This is a genomic window from Butyricicoccus porcorum, from assembly GCF_051246315.1.
GTDB lineage: Bacteria > Bacillota > Clostridia > Oscillospirales > Butyricicoccaceae > Butyricicoccus_A > Butyricicoccus_A porcorum.
This window is the reverse complement of record NZ_CP178353.1, coordinates 2,588,843-2,608,589: the sequence shown is the minus strand read 5'-3', so window position 1 is coordinate 2,608,589 and position 19,747 is coordinate 2,588,843. Positions and strand designations below refer to the sequence as shown.

19 protein-coding genes are annotated in these 19,747 nt (G+C 54.2%); 17 read left to right on the top strand and 2 right to left on the bottom strand.

What is annotated here, in order from left to right:
- Nucleotides 1-210 precede the first annotated feature (210 nt).
- The 4 genes from lon (at nucleotide 211) to pyrB (ending at nucleotide 6,144) form a co-directional block, all read left to right on the top strand.
- Nucleotides 211-2,679, top strand: a complete 2,469-nt coding sequence (gene lon, locus ACLM7Z_RS12840) for an endopeptidase La (protein ID WP_435645276.1) — start codon at nucleotides 211-213, stop codon at nucleotides 2,677-2,679.
- Nucleotides 2,673-3,266: a ribosome biogenesis GTP-binding protein YihA/YsxC gene (gene yihA, locus ACLM7Z_RS12835; RefSeq protein WP_087017732.1), complete on the top strand. Its 594-nt coding sequence runs from the start codon at nucleotides 2,673-2,675 to the stop codon at nucleotides 3,264-3,266. Before lon ends, yihA begins: the two co-directional genes overlap by 7 nt.
- A gap of 211 nt (nucleotides 3,267-3,477) precedes the next feature.
- Entirely contained in the window at nucleotides 3,478-4,758 is a 1,281-nt protein-coding gene (locus ACLM7Z_RS12830; protein ID WP_435645275.1) for a diaminopimelate decarboxylase, read from the top strand.
- Nucleotides 4,759-5,043: 285 nt separating this feature from the next.
- Nucleotides 5,044-6,144: an aspartate carbamoyltransferase gene (gene pyrB, locus ACLM7Z_RS12825; RefSeq protein WP_087017736.1), complete on the top strand. Its 1,101-nt coding sequence runs from the start codon at nucleotides 5,044-5,046 to the stop codon at nucleotides 6,142-6,144.
- 114 nt (nucleotides 6,145-6,258) lie between these two features.
- Here the strand turns inward: pyrB and gltA are convergent, their stop codons facing one another.
- Entirely contained in the window at nucleotides 6,259-7,653 is a 1,395-nt protein-coding gene (gene gltA / locus ACLM7Z_RS12820; protein ID WP_087017738.1) for an NADPH-dependent glutamate synthase, read from the bottom strand.
- Between the two features lies 1 nt (nucleotide 7,654).
- A complete protein-coding gene (locus ACLM7Z_RS12815; protein WP_435645274.1) occupies nucleotides 7,655-8,506 on the bottom strand; it encodes a sulfide/dihydroorotate dehydrogenase-like FAD/NAD-binding protein in 852 nt (283 codons plus the stop codon).
- A 265-nt stretch (nucleotides 8,507-8,771) separates the two neighbouring features.
- Between ACLM7Z_RS12815 and ACLM7Z_RS12810 the strand changes: the two genes are divergently transcribed.
- The 13 genes from ACLM7Z_RS12810 to ACLM7Z_RS12750 all read left to right on the top strand — a co-directional run bounded on the left by ACLM7Z_RS12810 (nucleotide 8,772) and on the right by ACLM7Z_RS12750 (nucleotide 19,729).
- Nucleotides 8,772-9,647, top strand: a complete 876-nt coding sequence (locus ACLM7Z_RS12810) for a stage III sporulation protein AB (RefSeq protein ID WP_273349991.1) — start codon at nucleotides 8,772-8,774, stop codon at nucleotides 9,645-9,647.
- A 14-nt stretch (nucleotides 9,648-9,661) separates the two neighbouring features.
- Entirely contained in the window at nucleotides 9,662-10,180 is a 519-nt protein-coding gene (locus ACLM7Z_RS12805) for a stage III sporulation protein AB (protein WP_165761033.1), read from the top strand.
- Nucleotides 10,181-10,187: 7 nt separating this feature from the next.
- A complete protein-coding gene (gene spoIIIAC / locus ACLM7Z_RS12800; protein ID WP_087017744.1) occupies nucleotides 10,188-10,382 on the top strand; it encodes a stage III sporulation protein AC in 195 nt (64 codons plus the stop codon).
- Nucleotides 10,383-10,384: 2 nt separating this feature from the next.
- Entirely contained in the window at nucleotides 10,385-10,774 is a 390-nt protein-coding gene (locus tag ACLM7Z_RS12795; RefSeq protein WP_087017810.1) for a SpoIIIAC/SpoIIIAD family protein, read from the top strand.
- Nucleotides 10,775-10,791: 17 nt separating this feature from the next.
- The gene (locus tag ACLM7Z_RS12790) at nucleotides 10,792-11,883 is read left to right on the top strand and encodes a stage III sporulation protein AE (RefSeq protein WP_273349982.1); all 1,092 of its coding nucleotides are present in this window, start codon (nucleotides 10,792-10,794) and stop codon (nucleotides 11,881-11,883) included.
- Nucleotides 11,880-12,356, top strand: a complete 477-nt coding sequence (locus ACLM7Z_RS12785) for a hypothetical protein (protein WP_087017748.1) — start codon at nucleotides 11,880-11,882, stop codon at nucleotides 12,354-12,356. Before ACLM7Z_RS12790 ends, ACLM7Z_RS12785 begins: the two co-directional genes overlap by 4 nt.
- 12 nt (nucleotides 12,357-12,368) lie before the next feature.
- Nucleotides 12,369-12,899, top strand: coding sequence for a hypothetical protein (locus ACLM7Z_RS12780; protein ID WP_087017750.1), 531 nt, complete (start codon nucleotides 12,369-12,371; stop codon nucleotides 12,897-12,899).
- A gap of 11 nt (nucleotides 12,900-12,910) precedes the next feature.
- Nucleotides 12,911-13,513 (top strand): SpoIIIAH-like family protein, encoded by a 603-nt coding sequence (locus ACLM7Z_RS12775; RefSeq protein WP_087017752.1) that lies wholly within the window; start codon nucleotides 12,911-12,913, stop codon nucleotides 13,511-13,513.
- A 74-nt stretch (nucleotides 13,514-13,587) separates the two neighbouring features.
- Entirely contained in the window at nucleotides 13,588-13,989 is a 402-nt protein-coding gene (locus ACLM7Z_RS12770) for an Asp23/Gls24 family envelope stress response protein (protein WP_087017754.1), read from the top strand.
- A 182-nt stretch (nucleotides 13,990-14,171) separates the two neighbouring features.
- Entirely contained in the window at nucleotides 14,172-16,760 is a 2,589-nt protein-coding gene (locus tag ACLM7Z_RS12765) for an NYN domain-containing protein (protein WP_435645273.1), read from the top strand.
- 264 nt (nucleotides 16,761-17,024) lie between these two features.
- Complete coding sequence (locus ACLM7Z_RS12760; protein WP_435645272.1) at nucleotides 17,025-18,953, top strand: OPT family oligopeptide transporter; 1,929 nt, start codon at nucleotides 17,025-17,027, stop codon at nucleotides 18,951-18,953.
- A 75-nt stretch (nucleotides 18,954-19,028) separates the two neighbouring features.
- Nucleotides 19,029-19,388, top strand: a complete 360-nt coding sequence (locus tag ACLM7Z_RS12755; protein WP_087017760.1) for a PqqD family protein — start codon at nucleotides 19,029-19,031, stop codon at nucleotides 19,386-19,388.
- A complete protein-coding gene (locus tag ACLM7Z_RS12750) occupies nucleotides 19,385-19,729 on the top strand; it encodes a hypothetical protein (RefSeq protein WP_087017762.1) in 345 nt (114 codons plus the stop codon). Before ACLM7Z_RS12755 ends, ACLM7Z_RS12750 begins: the two co-directional genes overlap by 4 nt.
- The last annotated feature ends 18 nt before the right edge of the window (nucleotides 19,730-19,747 follow it).

The window sequence follows — 19,747 nt, the reverse complement described above, 5'->3', positions numbered from 1 at the left end:
AAGTCAGATTTCGGTAGTTTATCCACATTTCTAACCGGAAATGGGCTTGAAATGACGTATCAAATACTATATAATTTTAGGAAGTATGAAATAACATCACGCCGTTTGTGCAAGTCCGGTGCGCGCTCGCGTCATTGGGATGGAAAAAACGGCGTGCAGCGCCTGACGCTCATCGGCTGCATGTGCTGCCGAAAGGAGGTACCCACACATATGGCTCAAATCAAAGAAATAGAGACTGGATTGGAGCTGGAATATGAAACGCTTCCGGTTCTGCCGCTGCGCGGGCTGGTCGCATTTCCTGACATGCTGATACATTTTGATGTCGGCCGACTGATTTCCATGAAGGCACTGGAACAGTCCATGAAGGACAACCAGCGGCTTTTTTTGACGGCACAGCGCGACATCCGCACAGATTCGCCGGAAGAGGACGATCTGTATACCGTTGGTACAGTCTGCACGATCAAGCAGATTTTAAAGCTGCCGGGTGATAACATTCGTGTGCTCGTCGAAGGCACGCACCGTGCGGCTGTAGAAGCGTTTTCCATGCAGGATGACTGCCTGTTTGCACGGGTGTTCCGGCTGGAAACTGACCCGGGACGCACGTCCCAGCGCCGCAAGCAGGCGCTGGTGCGCACCTTGCAGGAACGCTTCGAGGATTATGCAACGCTGTCGTCGCACCTGTCGCGCGATGTTGTGCTGACTGTGCTGGACGGCGGTGAACCGGGCTATCTGGCAGACTATGTCGCACAGAATACGCCGCTTGGTTTTGAGATCAAGCAGAGATTGCTCGAGGAACTGCGCGATGTGCGCCGTCTGGAGCAGGTCATCCGCATTATCGGAAATGAAATAGAAATCCTGCGCATTGAGTCCGATCTTCAGGAGAAGCTCAAAGAACAGGTAGACAAAAACCAGAGGGAATATTATCTGCGCGAGCAGATGAAGGTGATCCAGAACGAGCTGGGAGAGCAGGACTTTGGCAATGAGGTAGAGGAATACCGTGAAAAGATTCGCGCGCTGAAGCTGCCGCAGGAGTCAGAGGAAAAGCTGCTCAAGGAAGCGGGACGGTTGGAGAAGATGCAGCCGTTGTCTGCGGAAAGCGGTGTCATTCGCACCTATCTCGATACCTGCCTGGAGCTGCCGTGGAATACTACCACGAAGGAAAACATCAACCTCGCCGAAGCGCGCCGCATTCTCGACCGCGACCATTACGGTTTGGATAAGGTCAAGGATCGTATTCTGGAATTTCTTGCGGTCAAGTCGCTTGCACCGCAGCTCAAGGGACAGGTTCTGTGCCTGGTTGGCCCTCCGGGCGTCGGTAAGACGTCAATCGTGCGTTCGGTTGCGGAGGCAATGGGACGCAAATATGCGCGCATGTCACTCGGCGGCGTGCGCGATGAGGCGGATATCCGCGGCCATCGCAAAACGTATATCGGTGCAATGCCGGGACGCATTATGACTGCGCTGACGCAGGCGGGCAGCAAAAACTGCTTGCTGCTGATGGATGAAATTGACAAGATGGGTGCGGACTCGCGCGGAGATCCGGCAGCGGCACTGCTGGAAGTGCTCGATATCGAGCAGAACAGCACGTTCCGTGACCACTTTATTGAGTTGCCGTTCGATCTGTCGGATGTGCTGTTCATCACAACTGCGAATACATTGGACACCATTCCGCGCCCGCTGCTCGACCGCATGGAGGTCATCGAGATTTCCAGCTACACGGAACAGGAAAAGGCGGAAATTGCCATGCGACACCTCCTGCCCAAGCAGTTGGAAAAGCACGGCCTGAAAAAGTCCAATCTCAGCCTGTCGCGTGAGACTATGGTATATCTGATTGGCGCCTATACGCGCGAAGCCGGTGTGCGCCGCCTGGAGCAGCAGATTGCACAGGTTTGCCGCAAGGCGGCAAAGATCATTGCCGACGATCAGCAGGCGAAGGGGACAACCGAAGCGCGCAAGCGCGTCACCGTGACGCGCTCCAACATGGAGAAATTTCTCGGCACACCGCGCTATAAGCAGGACAACGTCAGCAAAAAGGACGAAGTCGGTGTGGTCAATGGCCTTGCATGGACATCGGTCGGCGGTGAAATGCTTCAGGTTGAAGTCAATGTCATTCCGGGCACCGGAAAGCTGGAGATTACCGGCAATCTCGGAAAGGTCATGGAGGAATCCGCAAAGGCAGCGGTCACCTGTGTCCGCTCCTCGGCAAAGGATCTCGGTGTTGACCCGATGTTCTACAAAGACAGCGACATTCACATTCATTTCCCTGAAGCTGCCATTCCGAAGGATGGCCCGTCTGCGGGCGTGACGATGACAACCGCGATTGCCTCCGCTGTCACGGGCATTCCAGTACGCCATGATGTGGCGATGACCGGTGAGGTGACGCTGCGCGGTCGTGTCATGCCGATCGGCGGACTGAAGGAAAAGACCATGGCAGCTTATCGCGCTGGCATCAAAACCGTCATTGTTCCAGCTGAAAATGAACCGGATTTACAGGATATCGACCCAATTGTCCGTGAAAATGTGGAATTTGTCACGGCAGAAACGATGAAGACCGTGCTTGATACCGCACTGCGCCGCCCGGCACAGGAGACTGTGCGTGCGGCAGAGCCGCACACGACCCTGCCGGTCGTTCCGGCTGCTGTTCCGGCACGGATCACCAGACAAGGAGATATATGCTGAATTTACACAAGGCGGAATTTGTCCGCTCCGCGGTAAAAACGGCGGATTTCCCACAGGATCCGCTGCCGCAGATTGTATTTGCGGGAAAATCCAATGTCGGCAAATCATCTACGATCAACCGTCTGCTCAACCGCAAAAATTTTGCCCGTGTCGGTAACGAGCCGGGCAAAACCATTCACATCAATTTTTTCCGCATCGATGAAAAGGTATATTTTGTCGATCTGCCGGGTTATGGCTATGCAAAGGTATCCAAAAAGGAGCGCGACCGCTGGGGCCGGCTGATGGATGAATATTTTGCAAGTGAGGATACGATGACACTGGGGTTCCAGATTGTCGATATCCGGCATAAGCCAACGGCAGATGACGTGACGATGGCAAACTGGTTTTTACAGACCGGCATGCCATTTGCCATCATCGCAAATAAACATGATAAGATCAAAAAGAGCCAGCTCGAGGGCAGTCTGCAAACCATTCGCGAGACACTGCATCTGCCGGAGGAGATTCCGGTGATCCCATTTTCCGCGGAAAAGGGCACTGGACGCGATGAAGTCCTCGCATTGATTCTTGACCATATCAGCAACGAATAAACACATCTATCCTGGGGCGTATTTGAAAAGTCGAAAATTTTGACTATTTCTACAAATACGGACTGCTTTTTCGTTAAAAACACTTGAAATCTGAAGGGATTCCAGCGTGCTTTTGCCTTGAACCAGTCCCGCCTTTGCGAAATATTCGTCATTTTCTTGGTTTTCAGATAGCGCCTGGCAAGACAGATATAGAAAAGGATGAGGTAAGAACATGAACAAAAAGAAACCATTTGTCACGAAGGAACAGGCCGAAAAGATTGTAAAGCAGTATCCCACGCCGATTCATCTGTACGATGAAAAAGGCATCCGGGAAAACGCGCGCAGATTGTATCAGGCGTTTTCGTGGAATAAGGGCTTTAAGGAATACTTTGCAGTCAAGGCTACGCCGACCCCGCGGATTCTTCAGATTTTGAAGGAAGAGGGCTGCGGCACTGACTGCTCCTCGTATACCGAGCTGATGATGAGCGAGGCATGCGGTTTCTCCGGCAAGGAAATCATGTTCTCCTCCAACGATACGCCGGCGGAAGATTTCATTCTGGCGGATCGGCTGGGCGCGACCATCAATCTGGACGATATCACCCATATCCCGTTTTTGGAAAATGCGATTGGTCATATCCCGGAGCGCATCTGCTGCCGTTACAATCCGGGCGGCGTCTTCCAGCTGGGCGGCTCGGAAGAAGGCTTCCAGGTCATGGACAATCCGGGTGATGCCAAGTATGGCATGACGCGCGAGCAGATGACGGAGGCATATAAGACACTGAAGGCAAAGGGTGCAAAGGAATTTGGCATTCATGCATTCCTTGCATCCAACACCATTTCCAACGAGTACTATCCGGCGCTCGCACGCATTCTGTTCCAGATGGCGGTTGAGCTGAAGGAAGAGACCGGTGCGCATATCACGTTTATCAATCTGTCCGGTGGCATCGGTATCCCGTACCGCCCGGAACAGCCGGTCAATGATATTGCCATTATCGGTGAGGGCGTGCGCAAGGCATATGAGGAAATCCTGGTTCCGGCAGGCATGGACGATGTTGCCCTGTATACCGAGCTGGGACGCTATATGCTTGGCCCGTATGGCTGCCTGCTCACCCGTGCCATTCATGAGAAGAATACCTATAAGAATTATATCGGTGTCGATGCGTGTGCAGCGAACCTGATGCGTCCGGCAATTTACGGCGCGTATCATCATATCACCGTGCTCGGCAAGGAAGACGCGCCGTGCGACCACAAGTACGATGTCACGGGTTCCCTGTGTGAGAACTGTGATAAGTTTGCGGTTGACCGCATGCTGCCGAAGATCGATATGGGAGACCTTCTGGTAATTCACGATTCGGGTGCGCATGGCTTCTCCATGGGCTATAATTATAACGGCAAGCTGCGCTCCGCAGAGGTACTGCTGAAGGAGGACGGTTCGACTGAGTTGATCCGCCGTGCAGAAACACCGGCAGACTACTTTGCAACGCTGGATATTACCGGCTTGTTCAATAAGTAAAATACGATGTATGTCAGAAAAGCGCTGGTTGTTTGAATCAGCGCTTTTCGTCGGATAAAATGTGGCGCAGCCGTCCATGCTGTACAGCAGGAGAGGGGGCGCGAAACGCATATGATCCGGTATCGTATCATCCTGCTGGCCACTGCCGCAGTACTGGCAGCCATGCTGTTGCTGGCTGTCCGGTGAGTTTGCCGTTTTCTTTTACGGCGATATACAGTTTATCTTTTCTTTCGACAGCATTTGTGCTACAATGAATAGTAAATATAAGGAAGGGGAAGCGCATCCATGAGACATATCAATGACCTCAGCGACCTGACGATGGAGGAATTCCGCGAATTATATAAACTGACCAGCAACATTATTGATCGTCCGGAGGGCTATACAGAGGCCTGCCGCGGCAAGGTTCTGGGAAGTCTGTTTTATGAACCCAGCACCCGTACCAATCTTTCGTTTTCCACAGCAATGATGCGCCTGGGCGGCAGTGTAGTCGGTTTTTCCAATCCGAACTCCTCTTCTACGGCGAAGGGTGAAACGCTGAAGGATACCATCACGATGGTCTCCAATTATGCCGACATTATTGTGATGCGCAATCCCAATGAGGGCGCTGCCAAGGCGGCATCGCTGTTCTCTGAGGTACCGGTCATCAATGCGGGTGACGGCGGACATCTGCACCCGACCCAGACGTTGACCGATATGACGACCATTCTGCGCCTGCGCGGCTCAGCGGATAACATGAAAATCGGCATCTGCGGCGATCTGAAATATGGCCGTACAGTACATTCCCTGATTCATTTTCTTGCCAATTATGAAAACGTACAGTTTTATCTGATTGCGCCGCGTGAGCTGGCCATTCCGGAATACCTGCGCCAGTTTATGAATGAGCACAAGATGAAGTTCTATGAGGTTTCCGGTCTTGAGCCGGTTATCCCGATGCTGGATGTTCTGTATATGACCCGCATTCAGCGCGAGCGTTTTGCGGATATCGATGTATATGAGAGCCTGCGCGGCATCTACTGCCTGACTGCGGCGAAGCTGCGTGATGCAAAGAAGGATCTGCTCATTATGCATCCGCTGCCGCGTGTCGATGAAATTGCGCAGGATGTCGACGACGATCCGCGCGCGGTTTATTTCGATCAGGCGCGCTTTGGCATGTATGCGCGCATGGCACTGCTGTTGACGCTGTCCAAGCAGCCGCGCATCCATATGCCAAAAAACATTCCCGGCAGACCGAATCTGCGTTGCACCAACCCGAAGTGCATCACGCGCAAGGAGACCTATCTGCCGATGGAAACCCACCGCACACGCGAGGGCGAGCGCTGTATCTACTGCGACCAACTGGTTGAATACAGAAGAATGCGCAAATTTAACATGGATTACGAATATTGAACCAAAAGAACAGGCGCCGCAGGTTTTTTCCTGCGGCGTTTTTTGCTTCTGAGACGAAAAAAACGCCCGCCCGGATGTTAACCCGGGCGGGCGTTGCTGTGTCAGACAGAAGTCTTACTTGTTCTTGTTCTGAATGTACTCGTCCATTGCGGCAGCAGCCTTCTTGCCTGCGCCCATGGCGAGGATAACGGTAGCAGCACCGGTGACGGTGTCGCCGCCTGCAAATACGCCTTCCTTGGAGGTTGCACCGACTTCGTCGGCAACAATGCAGCCCTTGCGGTTGGTGTCCAGACCCGGGGTCGTGGTGCGGATCAGCGGGTTCGGGGAAGTGCCGATGGCGACAATGACAGCATCGACATCGAGAATAAACTCACTGCCTTCAATCGGAACCGGACGGCGGCGGCCGGATGCATCCGGCTCACCCAACTCCATGTTCTGGCAGCGGACGCCCTTGACATGGAAATCATCATCGCCGAGGACTTCCAGCGGAGCCGCCAGCAGCTTGAAGATGATGCCCTCTTCCTTGGCATGATGGACTTCTTCCGCACGTGCCGGAAGCTCTGCTTCACTGCGGCGGTATACGATGTAAACGTCCTCCGCGCCCATGCGCTTTGCACAGCGCGCAGCATCCATTGCGACGTTGCCGCCGCCGAAGACTGCGACCTTCTTTGCGTGGTAAATCGGGGTCGGGGACTCTTCCTTATATGCCTTCATCAGGTTGACACGGGTCAGGTACTCGTTGGCGGAGTAAACGCCGTTATAGCCCTCGCCCGGTACGCGCATGAAGTTCGGCAGTCCTGCACCGGAGCCGACAAAGATTGCCTCGAAGCCGTCAGCAAACAGGTCGTCAATGGTCTCAGTACGGCCGACAACAAAGTTCAGGACGAACTTGACGCCCTTTGCCTTCAGCGTATCGATTTCCTTCTGTACGATTGCCTTCGGCAGACGGAATTCCGGAATGCCGTACATCAGGACGCCGCCTGCGGTGTGCAGAACCTCGAAGACGGTGACATCATAACCCTTTGCAGCCAGGTCACCTGCGCAGGTCAGGCCAGCCGGACCGGCACCGACAACTGCGACCTTGTGGCCGTTGGGAGCCGGGACTTCAACTGCATCGTCAGTCGGATGTGCCATGGCATAATCGGCAGCGAAGCGCTCCAGACGGCCGATGGCAACCGGCTCGCCCTTGATGCCGCGGACACACTTGCTCTCACACTGGCTCTCCTGCGGGCAGACACGACCACAGACAGCAGGCAGAGAGCTGGTTTCCTTGATCTTTGCATTGGCTTCGAGGAACTTGCCTTCTGCGATCAGGGAGATAAAATCCGGAATCTGTACGTTGACCGGGCAGCCGGATACGCACGGACGGTTCTTGCAGTTCAGGCAGCGCTGTGCTTCGTCCACTGCGGTTGTTTCGTCATAGCCGAGGGAAACTTCCAAAAAGTTCTTATTTCTTACGTTAGGATCCTGTTCCGGGATCGGATTCTTTACGGGAGACATGTTTGCCATCTTACTTTACCTCCATCTTGAGCAGATTGCAGTGCTCTCTGTGCGCTTCAATTGCGGACTGCTCCTGCGGCTTATAAATGCGGGAACGACGCATTGCTTCGTCGAAGTCAACCAGATGACCATCAAAGTCCGGGCCGTCGACGCAGGCGAACTTGGTTTCACCGTCAACCGTCAGGCGGCAGCCGCCGCACATGCCGGTGCCGTCAACCATGATCGAGTTCATGGAAACAATGGTCTTGATGCCGTACGGCTTGGTGGTCAGAGATACGAACTTCATCATAATCATCGGACCGATCGCAATAACTGCGTCATACTTCTTGCCGCTTTCGATCTGCTGCTTCAGAATGTCGGTGACCAGTGCCTTGTTGCCGTTGGAGCCGTCATCGGTGCAGATGTACAGGTTGGTGGATGCCGCGCGCATCTCATCCTCAAGGATGATGATGTCCTTGTTGCGGAAGCCTGCAATCAGGTCTACCTCAGCACCCATTTCGTGCAGCTTCTTTGCCTGCGGGTACGCAATGGCGCAGCCCAGACCGCCGCCGACAACTGCAACATGCTTCAGGCCTTCCAGTTCGGAAGCACGGCCAAGCGGGCCGACGAAGTCATGCAGGCAGTCGCCCTCCTCCAGCAGACCCAGCTGCATGGTGGTAGCACCGATTTCCTGGAAAATAATCGTGATAGAGCCCTTCTCGCGGTCATATTCTGCGATGGTCAGCGGGATGCGCTCGCCTTCCTCATCGACACGAAGAATGATAAACTGACCCGGCTCTGCCTTCTTGGCAACATACGGAGCGTCGATTTCCATCAGAACGACGTTCTCACTGAGCCGGCGCTTTTTCAAAATTTGATACATAGCATATCCTCCTCATTATCAGATAAAACAAATCTAAGCAAATCGCTATAAAACAACTATACCTTCCTATGATAGCGTATTTGTCCCCATTTCACAATAGATTTTGTGCAATTATTTTGCAAAAATTGCGAAAATTCACCGCACATACAACGGGCGCAGACAGGGACAGGAACGGATTTTACAGTTATAGGCGCGGTATTTTGGTTCTAGCAGGCGCGGATGAGCCATAGGCTGAAACAAACAGAACGGACAGGGGGTGATGTACATGCTGGAAAAGCGGCTGGAACAGGCGGCGGGCTGCCTGCCGCCGCAGCTGCGCACCGCGCTGAGAAATCTGTCGGCTGTGGAACAGGCACGGTGTGAAGAGATTCGCCTGCGCGCCGGACAACTGCCTGCCGTGACCATCGGCGGGCAAGAGCACCTGCTGGGCAGCCAGAGGCTGGCACAGGGAGAGCTGGAGGAAACGCTGCGCCGCGCGACAGCGTATTCCGTCCATACGTTTGCGGACAGCCTGCGGCAGGGGTTTGTCACGGTACAGGGCGGGCACCGCATCGGCGTATGCGGACAGACTGCTGTGCAGGAGGGAAAGCTCCTGTCCTATCGACACATATCCTCACTGAATATCCGTGTGGCGCGGCAGGTGCCAGGGGCGGCGGATGCCGCGCTTCTGGGCCAGATATGGGAGGGGGGACAGGTACACAGTGCACTGTTTCTTGCCCCACCGGGCAGGGGAAAGACGACGTTGCTCCGTGATCTGGCGCGTCAGCTGTCCGACAGCGGCATACGCACGGCACTGGCGGATGAGCGCGCTGAGCTCGCGGCACTGTATGAAGGGGTGCCGCAGTTTGACATCGGGACACATACCGATGTGATCGATGGCTGCCCGAAGGCAGAAGCTGCGATGATTCTTATCAAAACCATGTCTCCGCAGCTGCTGGTGCTGGATGAAATTACATCGGAGCGCGATGTACGGGCAGCGGAATGTGCATCGCATTGCGGTACAGCCGTGCTCGCCTCCGCGCACGCATGGGATATGGACGACTTTCGTCTGCGCCCGCTGTACCGCCGCTTGTTGGACACACAGATTTTTACGCGCATTTTTTGCATTGGGAACGACAGGAAGATCATCCCCATAGTATAAGGAGGAGAACAGGAATGCTGAAAATCATGGGAATTGTACTGATTATCGGTTCGTTTACCGGCATCGGCATCTCACAGCGGCGGCAGTTCCGCTGTCATGTCACGGTGCTGGGCGATATGCTTTCCGTATTGGATACGATATCCAACGAGCTGTCGTTTCACCTGACGAGCATCCCGGATATTGTAAAACAGCTGGCAGCGGACAACAGGCCAGCTGTATCACAGATTTTTACTGCGATGCGCGACAGCATTGCGAAGGATGACAATCTTTCGCTCACATTCAAATGGATGAAAGCGTTTAAGGATTGCGGGCGCGATGCAGGGCTGAGCGAAGATGATATCACAATTCTGTGCGATCTATCTGATTTCATCGGAAAATATGACGCACAGGCACAGCAGAAGAGCATTGATTATGCCAAAGTCCGCCTGTCGCGCCAGCTGGAAATCGCCTCTGACGAGCTGAAGAGCAAAGGCACGGTATATCGCACCTGCTGTGTCGCAGCAGGTATCCTGCTCGTGCTTGTCCTGCTTTGAATGTAGTATGGAAGTTGACCTGATTTTTAAAATTGCGGCGGTCGGCATTCTTGTCGCCGTGCTGAACCAGCTGCTTGTCCGCTCCGGGCGGGAAGAACAGGCTATGATGACGACGCTTGCAGGTCTGATTGTCGTAATGATGTTGATTGTACAGAAAATCAGCGAGCTGTTTGCGCTGATTCAGAATGTATTTGGGTTTTAAGCATGGAACTGATTGTCAAGCTCGCGGCAGCAGCGCTGTGCGGTGCATTGTTTGCCGCATTTCTGCGCCCGCTTTCACCGGTTTTTGGTATGCTGACGGCATTGGCGTGCGGCTGTATTCTGCTTCTGGCTGTGCTCGATCCAGTCGGGCAGATTTTTCAGGCGCTGTCGGCCTTCCTGACTGCTGCGGGAATTTCGGGAGAAATTTATCTTCCGGTCATCAAGGCGGTCGGGATTGCTGTTATCGTGCATATTACGGCACAGGTCTGCCGCGATGCGGGGGAAGGCGCACTGGGGAGCAAGCTGGAGCTCGCCGGGACAATTGCGGCCATCGCCGTATGTATCCCGCTGATGCGACAAGTGTTTGCCCTGCTGGAGTCCATGCTGCTGTAAAAGATACCGGAGGAAAAATGATGAAGCGTGTGGCAGCTGTTGTGCTGTGTATCCTGCTGCTGTGGGTGCCCGCCCGTGCGGCAGATACGCTTTCTGACCAGAAAAGCGCGGGACAGGCGTCCATGCGCAGTGCACTGGATGGAGAAGCACAGTCTCTGTTGTCGGGCCTGGATGGGGAAGGCGATCTTGCACAGAGCGTATATACCTTATTGCAGCGCACCAAACAGGAGCAGCAGAGTGCGGTCAGGCGTGCGGCGGCAACCCTGGTTCGCGTTGCAGTTATCCTGATCTTGTGCGGTTGTGCGGGCAGTTTTGCAAAAACCTCTCAATTGTCGCCGTTGATTCTCAGCCTGGCGGGTGCACTTGGGGTCACGGCGGTTGTATACCGCGATCTGTCCGGACTGATGGGGCTGTGCAGCCAGACAGCAGAGGAAATACAGGTGTTTTCCAAATCCATGCTGCCGGTTATGATGACCGCGGTATCGCTGTCCGGCTCACCGGCTTTGGCAGCGCTCGCATACAGCGGTACGATGTTCGCTCTTGACCTGTGTATTTCTCTGATTACAGGGATTTTCATTCCCGCTGTATCGGCATATGTGGCGATGATTACTGTAAACGCGGCAATCAGCAACAACATGCTGTCGCGGCTGGCGGCATTTCTCAAATGGTTGACCGTGGGCACGCTCAAGCTGCTGCTCACGCTGTTTTTTACCTATATCACAATTTCTGGTACAGCAAGTCATGGAATGGACACAAACACGGTCAAGGCGGCGAAGTTCGCGTTGTCCGGTGCTGTCCCGGTGGTTGGAAATATTCTGTCCGGGGCGACAGACGCGGTGCTCTCCGGTGCCGTCGTACTCAAAAATTCGCTCGGCATTTTTGGCATGCTGTGTGTCGCGGCAATCTGTCTGGTGCCGTTCCTGCGGCTCGGCATCAGCTATCTGGTATTCCGCACGGGGACGGCATTGCTTTCGCCGATCTGCCCGCCGCAGCTGGCGGGACTGCTCGACGGTATCACCGGCAGTATCGGGCTGATTCTGGGTATGCTGGGCAGCTGTTCGGCAATCCTGTTCTTTGAGCTGGTGTATTCGGTGGTGATGGTGACATGATTGTGCTCCTGCGGCAGGTAATCCTGAGCGTGACAGCTGCATCGCTGTTCGGTGCGGTCGCACTGGCGCTTGTGCCGGATGGTGCGCTGAAGGAAGCCATCCGGCTGGGGGTTGGTATCGTGTTGATTCTCTCTCTGGTCATTCCGCTGCGCGGTGCGCTGCCGTCCGGACTGTCTGACCTGCTGCCCAAAGCGGCAGAGGTACAGCAGGACGAGGCGGGTGATGTGTACCGCGCGGCGATACAGGAACAGGTGGAGGCGCAGACGGCGGAATATGTCGTACAGCAGGCGGCAGAAGACGGAATCTCCTGTACGGCACAGGCGACGGCAACTGTTGCGGAGGATGGAACCGTTTCGATCACTGCCGTGTCCATCCAGCCAGAGGACAGCGTCTCCGAAAGCAGGCTGGATGCGCTGCGAAACCGGCTTTCGACAGAACTCGGCGTGCCGAAGGACGCAATTTTGGCAGAGTGAGAGGGCGGTTACATGAAAAGCTGGCAAACAGGACTGATTCGCCTTTGGGAGAAATATAAATATTTTATCGCAGTGATTTTGATCGGTGTGGTGCTTCTGGCCTCGTCCGGTCTGCCTGAAAAAGAGTCGGAGCAAACTGAGACCGGAAGTGAATCTGTACAGGAATTTGACCTCGCTGCATTTCAGCAGGCCATCGCGGAGAGCCTGTCCAAAATTGACGGTGCGGGGCGCGTCGAGGTTTTGCTCTCCCTGGAATCAGGGGAGGAGTCGGTGTATGCTTCGGATGTAAACAAATCCAGCCAGACCTCATCGGACGGCAGCAGTACAAGCGAGAGCTATCAAAGTGCGATGTCCATCCTCTCCGATGGTAGCTATGGCGAATCCCCGGTGCTGATTAAGAGCAATTATCCGACCTTTCGCGGTGCAGTTGTGCTGTGCGATGGCGCGGACAGCAGCGCGGTGCGGCTGGAGATCACACAGGCGGTTTCGGCACTGTGCGGCATATCGAGTGATCGTATTTCCATTTCAAAAATGAGCCAATAGGAGGAACGCATATGGGAACCATTCGGAAACGCGGTGCCGTGTACGGCGTCATCGGTCTGATGTTGTGCGTGGCAGTCTATCTCAACTGGAGTTATTTTCAGTCGCCGGAGGAGCTGACGATTGCCAATCAGGCGATGGAGGAGGACAGCGAGGCAACCGGCTCGGTCTACGGCGAGGTGACTGCTGTGGATAAGGAAACAACGGATGCCGCCGGTTCGGGAGAAACGGACAGCGGGGATCAGGCAGCGAGTGGAACCGCGAATGACTATTTCGCACAAGCACGCCTGTCCAGACAGACTGCGCGCGACGAAGCACTGTCCATGCTGAAGGAAACGGTTGCGAGTGAGACTGCGACAGAGGACGCCAAGAAAGAGGCAAGCGCCAAAATTACCGATATTGCGGGCGATATGGTAAAGGAAGAGCGTTTGGAGAGCCAGATCAAGGCAAAGGGCTATGAAGATGCGGTCGTTTATATCTCAGAGGACACGATTAGTGTAGTTGTCGCACCACCGAAAAAGGGCCTGACCTCTGCCGACGCTGCCACAATTTCTGATTTGATCGTGTCAGAAACCGGTGCTGATCCGTCCATGATCCGCCTCAGTGAAGCGAAATAACGCGCTTTTTTGATTTTGTTATTTCCAAATGCCGCGCGGTATGATATAATCACTTCGTAAGGAGTGTGATACCTATGGCAGACAGCAAGGATTATTGGACTTCCGAAAGCGATCAGGGAAGCGTCCGTATTTCTGAAGACGTTATTGCATCTATCGCCGCAATCGCTGCATCCGAAACGGAGGGCGTTGGAAACCTGTATTCCGGCATCGGCACCAATGTCGCGGAGTTTTTGGGCAAAAAAAGCCTGGCAAGGGGCGTCAGGGTCGAGTTCCACGGCGATCTGGTCGAAGTGGAGGTCAGCCTGCTCGCGCAATATGGCTTCAACATCTGTGAGGTTTGCAAGAATGTGCAGAGCGCAGTCCGTTCGTCCATTCAGTCGATGACTGGTATGCGCACGTCGGCGGTCAATGTCAACGTCGGCGGTGTTTCGTTTGAAACATCTCTGGCCGTTCCGGCAACCGATCCTGTCCAGTGATTGCAAAAACAATGTAAAATAAACCCTGACCGCCGCGTCAAGGGTTTATTTTTTTGCCCTCGCTTTGCGCGCAGGGCTTTTTTTGCTGTGCTTGTAAGTCTGTCGCCGCGAAGAGGGTGAAAAAACCGGCGGTATGTGATACAATAGAGCCAAAACGACAATTTTGGACAAGGAAACCCGTTATGAAACGATTAGTTACAGGAATTTTAGCCCATGTCGACGCAGGAAAAACCACGCTGTCCGAAGGCATGCTTTATGTCAGCGGTAATCTGAAGAAGCTGGGGCGCGTTGACCACAGGGATGCGTTTTTGGATACCTACCGTCTGGAACGCGAACGCGGCATTACGATTTTCTCCAAACAGGCGATTTTATCGCTGGAAGAGACGGAGTTTATGCTGGTGGATACGCCGGGACATGTAGACTTTTCCGCAGAAATGGAACGTACACTGCAAATTCTGGATTATGCCATTCTGGTCATCAGCGGCAGCGACGGCGTGCAGGGCCACACGGAAACACTGTGGAAGCTGCTGGAACAGTACCATATCCCGACGTTTCTTTTTATCAATAAGATGGATTTGGACAGTGCGGAGCATGACACGGTGCTGGAGCAGCTCAGGCATCGTCTGAGCGATGGCTGTGTGGATTTTTCCGCTGAGGAAGATGAACGGAATGATGCCGCTGCCATGTGTTCGGAAGTGCTGATGGAGCAGTATCTGGAGAACGGGACGCTGTCCTACGAGGAATTGCAGCACGCCATTGTCCATCGGGAGCTGTTTCCGTGCTTTTTTGGCTCGGCACTCCGGCTGGACGGCGTAGAAGATTTCCTGCGCGGTATGCAGGCGTACACCGTCACCCCGCAGTATCCTGCGACATTCGGCGCGAAGGTATATAAAATTTCCCGCGACCCGCAGGGCAACCGTCTGACCTGGATGAAGATCACCGGCGGAGAGCTGAAGGTAAAAACACTGCTGACCAATGCGGGATTGTCTGCTTCGGGAGATGAGGTTTGGGAGGAAAAGGCGGATCAGCTGCGGCTGTATTCCGGCGAAAAGTACCAGATGGTTGACGTTGTCCCTGCGGGGAGCATCTGCGCGGTCACCGGGCTGACCAGAACCAGACCGGGCGATGCGCTCGGCTTGGAGCCGGAATCGCAAGCGCCTGTCTTGCAGCCTGTGTTGACCTATCAGCTGCTGCTGCCGGACGGCTGTGACGCCTATACCGCGTTGGGCAAAATCCGACAACTGGAAGAGGAAGACCCGCAGCTGCATATCGTCTGGAATGAACACCTTCAGGAGATTCACTTGCAGCTGATGGGAGAAATTCAGCTGGAAATCCTCAAAAACCTGATTGAGGAACGGTTTGATATGGCGGTTTCATTCGGTCCGGGCAATATTGTTTACCGGGAGACGATTGCTGCACCGGTAGAGGGGATCGGGCATTTTGAACCGCTGCGGCATTATGCGGAAACACATCTGCTGCTCGAACCGCTTGCACGGGGAAGTGGGTTGGAATTTGCGACCGCATGCAGCGAGGACACGCTGGATCGCAACTGGCAGCGTCTGATTCTCACACATCTGGAGGAAAAAGAACATCTGGGTGTGCTGACCGGCTCACCCATTACCGATATGCGCATTACGCTGCTCACAGGGCGCGCGCATGCCAAGCATACGGAGGGCGGTGATTTTCGACAGGCAACCTATCGCGCTGTCCGGCAGGGGCTCATGAAAGCGGAATCGATTCTGCTGGAGCCGTGGTATGCATTTCGTCTGGAGCTGCCGCAGGACTGCGTGGGGCGGGCGATGTCGGACATCCCGGCGCGCGGCGGTACATTTGATCCGCCGGAATCCGATGGGGAATACGCTGTACTGACCGGTACCGCACCAGTCTCTACCATGCAGGATTATCCGCGGGAGGTTGCTGCTTATTCCAGAGGGCGCGGCAGGCTGTCCCTTTCCGTTGACGGTTACCGTCCATGCCACAATACAGAAGAAGTTGTGGCGCGCATGCAATATCAGCCAGAGGCCGACCTGGACAACACACCGGATTCTGTGTTCTGCTCGCACGGCGCGGGATACCCGGTCAAATGGCATGAGGTGGAGCAGCACATGCATCTGCCTGCCGTGCTCAAGGCGCCAAAGGCAGAGGAGGCACCGACACAGACCATTACACAGCGCGTGTCGGCGGCCTATAGTAGCCCGGCGGAGCTCGACCGGGAACTGCAAAAGATTTTTGAGCGTACCTATGGCAAAATCCAGAGACGGGGTGCGTTTCGGCCGCGGCAGGCTATGCAGTATGACCATCCGCGGGAGATATTGCGGCAGCTGGAGCCTGCAACCGATTATCTGCTCGTCGATGGTTATAACATTATTTTTTCGTGGGAGGATCTCAAGGCGCTGGCGAAGGATAACATTGACGCGGCGCGTCAGTCGCTGATGGATACGTTGTGCAACTATCAGGCATACCGCCGCTGCGAGGTGATTCTGGTCTTTGATGCCTACCGTGTACCGGGACAAACCGGTATCGTGGACAGCTATCACAACATCCATGTCGTGTATACGAAGGAAGCGGAAACGGCGGATATGTTTATTGAAAAGGTGTCGTATGAGGTCAGTGGGCGAAAAACTGTCCGCGTTGCCACATCGGACGGCATAGAGCAGATCATTATTCTGGCACATGGTGCACAGCGCATTTCTGCGCGTATGTTCCGGGATGAGGTCGAGCAGGTCAACCGGCAGATCGAAGCGTCAATTCACAGACAGAACCAGAGGTAAGCAGGTACCCGGAATATCAGAGACATGGAATACAGTTCATACCTGCATCGGAAAAAAACTGCACAATTTCCCTAAATATGGTGTGGAGTACCACGGAATACGGATTTTTTCAACAAAATTATACGGGATATCCACTGATCTACTTGACGGAGGTACTGGAATAACGTACAATAGCAGATAGAAGTATGTGCATGTTTCACATACTTCTATCTACAAGCGGGTGTTGTAAAATGGCGACAGCCGCAAAAGAGAGGAGTAGAAAACGTGGAAGAAAAGAAATTCCAACCCTACATTCCGGCGGATAAGGTTATGCCTGAATTTACAGTGGTATCTGTAGTTCTCGGCGCGCTTTTGGCCATTCTGTTCGGTGGAGCCAACGCGTATCTGGGTCTGCGCGTTGGCATGACTGTTTCCGCATCCATTCCTGCGGCGGTCATCTCGATGGGTATCATTCGCATGGTACTCAAGCGGGATTCCATTCTGGAAAATAATATGGTTCAGACCATCGGCTCGGCCGGTGAGTCCGTGGCAGCCGGTGCAATCTTCACCCTGCCTGCCCTGTTCATGTGGGCAGATGAGGGCCTGTGTGATGTGCCGAGCCTGCTGGAAATCGGCCTGATTGCCCTGTGCGGCGGCGTTCTCGGCGTACTGTTCATGGTACCGCTGCGCAGCGCGCTGATTGTCAAGGAGCATGGCGTACTGGCATATCCGGAAGGACAGGCGTGCGCGGAGGTTCTGATTGCAGGTGAGGAGGGCGGCTCCAAGGCGTCCACTGTATTTGCAGGCCTCGGCATTGCAGCAGTTTATAAGTTTGTGGCTGACGGCCTGAAGCTGTTCCCGAGTGAGGTTGCCTATGAGATTCCGGCCTACAAGGGTGCCGGAATTGGCATGGATGTTCTGCCTGCACTGGCAGGTGTCGGCTATATCTGCGGCGTCAAGGTATCGTCGTATCTGTTCGCCGGCGGCGTGACCGCGTGGTTTGTTATTATGCCGCTCATCGCGCTGTTTGGCGGCGATGCGGTGCTGTTCCCGGCAGATGTGTCGGTCAATGAACTGCTTGCAACCGGCGGTGTCGATGCGATGTGGAGTAAGTTTGTCCGCTATATCGGTGCGGGCGCAGTGCTTGCGGGCGGTATTATGAGCCTGATCAGCTCGCTGCCGCTGATTGTCCGCACGTTTAAGGATGCCATCGGCGACTATGGCAAGAAGGGCGCAGGCAACAGCACGCTGCGCACCGATCAGGATCTTTCCATGAAAGTTCTGCTTGTCGGTGTCCTCGGCATTGCTGTTGTTCTGTGGCTGGTTCCGACCATTCCGCTCAACCTGTTCAGCGCACTGATTGTTATTATATTCGGTTTCTTCTTTGCAACCGTTTCGTCCCGTATGGTCGGCCTTATCGGTTCGTCCAACAACCCGGTATCCGGTATGGCGATTGCAACGCTGCTGATCTCCACGCTGCTGCTCAAGGCCACAGGCAACGGCGGCACGGACGGCATGATTGCAGCGATCACCATTGGCGGCATCATCTGCGTCATTGCAGTAATTGCGGGTGACACCTCGCAGGATCTGAAGACCGGCTTCCTGGTTGGTTCAACCCCGAAGAAACAGCAGATGGGTGAGTTGATTGGCTGCGTGGTATCGGCGATTGCAATTGGCGGCATTATGTATCTGCTGTCCGCAGCATGGAGCTATGGCTCCAACGAACTGCCGGCACCGCAGGCGATGTTGATGAAGATGGTTGTCGAAGGCGTTATGGGCGGCAACCTGCCGTGGACGCTGGTACTGACCGGTGTTTTCATTGCAATTGTTGTCCGTGTTCTCGGCATTCCGGTACTGCCGTTTGCAATTGGTCTGTATCTGCCGATTTATCTGTCCACTCCGATTATGGCGGGCGGCCTGCTGCGCTGGTATCTGGAGAAGCGCAAGTATGCGTCTGAAAAGGCAAAGAATGATTGCGTACAGTCCGGCGTTCTGTATACCTCCGGTCTGATTGCAGGCGAAGGCCTGGTCGGCATCCTGCTGGCAGTTCTTGCTATCTGGAAGGTTGGCGACAAGTCTGTCGGTAAAATCATCGACCTGTCTGCACGCGGCATTTCTATCGGCCGGATCGGCGGTCTGGTTGTATTCGCTGTCCTGCTGTTCACCATTTATCTGTTTGCCAAAAAGGGCGAAAAATCCTCGAAGAGCGAATAAGATATCCTGACAAAATGAGAGCCGGGCTGCCATGTGACGATGCAGCCCGGCTTCAATCAATAGGAGAAAAAAACATTGGCGAAAAAACAGAAAGAGAATTACCTGGATTATATTCCGGTGCACAATTCACAGAATTCATGGGAGGAAAAAGACGGAAAGGTTACCATTCACATGGTACACCGCGGTTTTTACAGCAAAATCGCACAGACGTTCTTTCATACGCCCCGCGTGAGCCATATTGATCTGGATGCATATGGCAGCTTCCTGTGGAAGCAGATTGACGGGGAGAAAACGGTCGGTCAGCTGGCTGATGCGCTGAAGGCACAGTTCGGAAAAGATGCAGAGCCGCTGTATGACCGGCTGGTAAAATATATGCAGATTTTGCGGAACAATCGGTTTATTTTGTTTCGTGGGAAGGATCGGATGCCGAAATGAGCAAGGGAAGAATTTTGCTGGGAATCCTGCTGTTCGCGGTTGTGACCGCTGTGCTGTATGCCTGGGGACTGAAAAAGTCCATGAGCCAGCAGGAAGACCTGACCCGCATGCTGCTGTCGAAGTGCGGGCGGCGCGTCCTCAACTATCTGAAAAAACATGAAATCATTACGCTGGCGGAAATTGCCCGACAGATTGACGGTGTCAAGGTCGGGCAGTTCTGGTCCCGCAAGCGTTTGACTGTGATGGAGCCTGAAAAATTTGCAGGTCAGGTGGCGGAATTTCTGCTGGACCAGCAGTATATTCAGCCGGAGAAGGGTAAAGGCTACCGTCTGAAAAAATAAATCTGCCGCAAGGCATAT

Excerpts from the sequence above, each read along its gene's own strand:
- lon (WP_435645276.1), top strand. The coding sequence starts at position 211 with ATGGCTCAAATCAAAGAAATAGAGACTGGATTGGAGCTGGAATATGAA.
- yihA (WP_087017732.1), top strand. The coding sequence starts at position 2,673 with ATGCTGAATTTACACAAGGCGGAATTTGTCCGCTCCGCGGTAAAAACG.
- ACLM7Z_RS12830 (WP_435645275.1), top strand. The coding sequence starts at position 3,478 with ATGAACAAAAAGAAACCATTTGTCACGAAGGAACAGGCCGAAAAGATT.
- pyrB (WP_087017736.1), top strand. The coding sequence starts at position 5,044 with ATGAGACATATCAATGACCTCAGCGACCTGACGATGGAGGAATTCCGC.
- gltA (WP_087017738.1), bottom strand. The coding sequence starts at position 7,653 with ATGGCAAACATGTCTCCCGTAAAGAATCCGATCCCGGAACAGGATCCT.
- ACLM7Z_RS12815 (WP_435645274.1), bottom strand. The coding sequence starts at position 8,506 with ATGTATCAAATTTTGAAAAAGCGCCGGCTCAGTGAGAACGTCGTTCTG.
- ACLM7Z_RS12810 (WP_273349991.1), top strand. The coding sequence starts at position 8,772 with ATGCTGGAAAAGCGGCTGGAACAGGCGGCGGGCTGCCTGCCGCCGCAG.
- ACLM7Z_RS12805 (WP_165761033.1), top strand. The coding sequence starts at position 9,662 with ATGCTGAAAATCATGGGAATTGTACTGATTATCGGTTCGTTTACCGGC.
- spoIIIAC (WP_087017744.1), top strand. The coding sequence starts at position 10,188 with ATGGAAGTTGACCTGATTTTTAAAATTGCGGCGGTCGGCATTCTTGTC.
- ACLM7Z_RS12795 (WP_087017810.1), top strand. The coding sequence starts at position 10,385 with ATGGAACTGATTGTCAAGCTCGCGGCAGCAGCGCTGTGCGGTGCATTG.
- ACLM7Z_RS12790 (WP_273349982.1), top strand. The coding sequence starts at position 10,792 with ATGATGAAGCGTGTGGCAGCTGTTGTGCTGTGTATCCTGCTGCTGTGG.
- ACLM7Z_RS12785 (WP_087017748.1), top strand. The coding sequence starts at position 11,880 with ATGATTGTGCTCCTGCGGCAGGTAATCCTGAGCGTGACAGCTGCATCG.
- ACLM7Z_RS12780 (WP_087017750.1), top strand. The coding sequence starts at position 12,369 with ATGAAAAGCTGGCAAACAGGACTGATTCGCCTTTGGGAGAAATATAAA.
- ACLM7Z_RS12775 (WP_087017752.1), top strand. The coding sequence starts at position 12,911 with ATGGGAACCATTCGGAAACGCGGTGCCGTGTACGGCGTCATCGGTCTG.
- ACLM7Z_RS12770 (WP_087017754.1), top strand. The coding sequence starts at position 13,588 with ATGGCAGACAGCAAGGATTATTGGACTTCCGAAAGCGATCAGGGAAGC.
- ACLM7Z_RS12765 (WP_435645273.1), top strand. The coding sequence starts at position 14,172 with ATGAAACGATTAGTTACAGGAATTTTAGCCCATGTCGACGCAGGAAAA.
- ACLM7Z_RS12750 (WP_087017762.1), top strand. The coding sequence starts at position 19,385 with ATGAGCAAGGGAAGAATTTTGCTGGGAATCCTGCTGTTCGCGGTTGTG.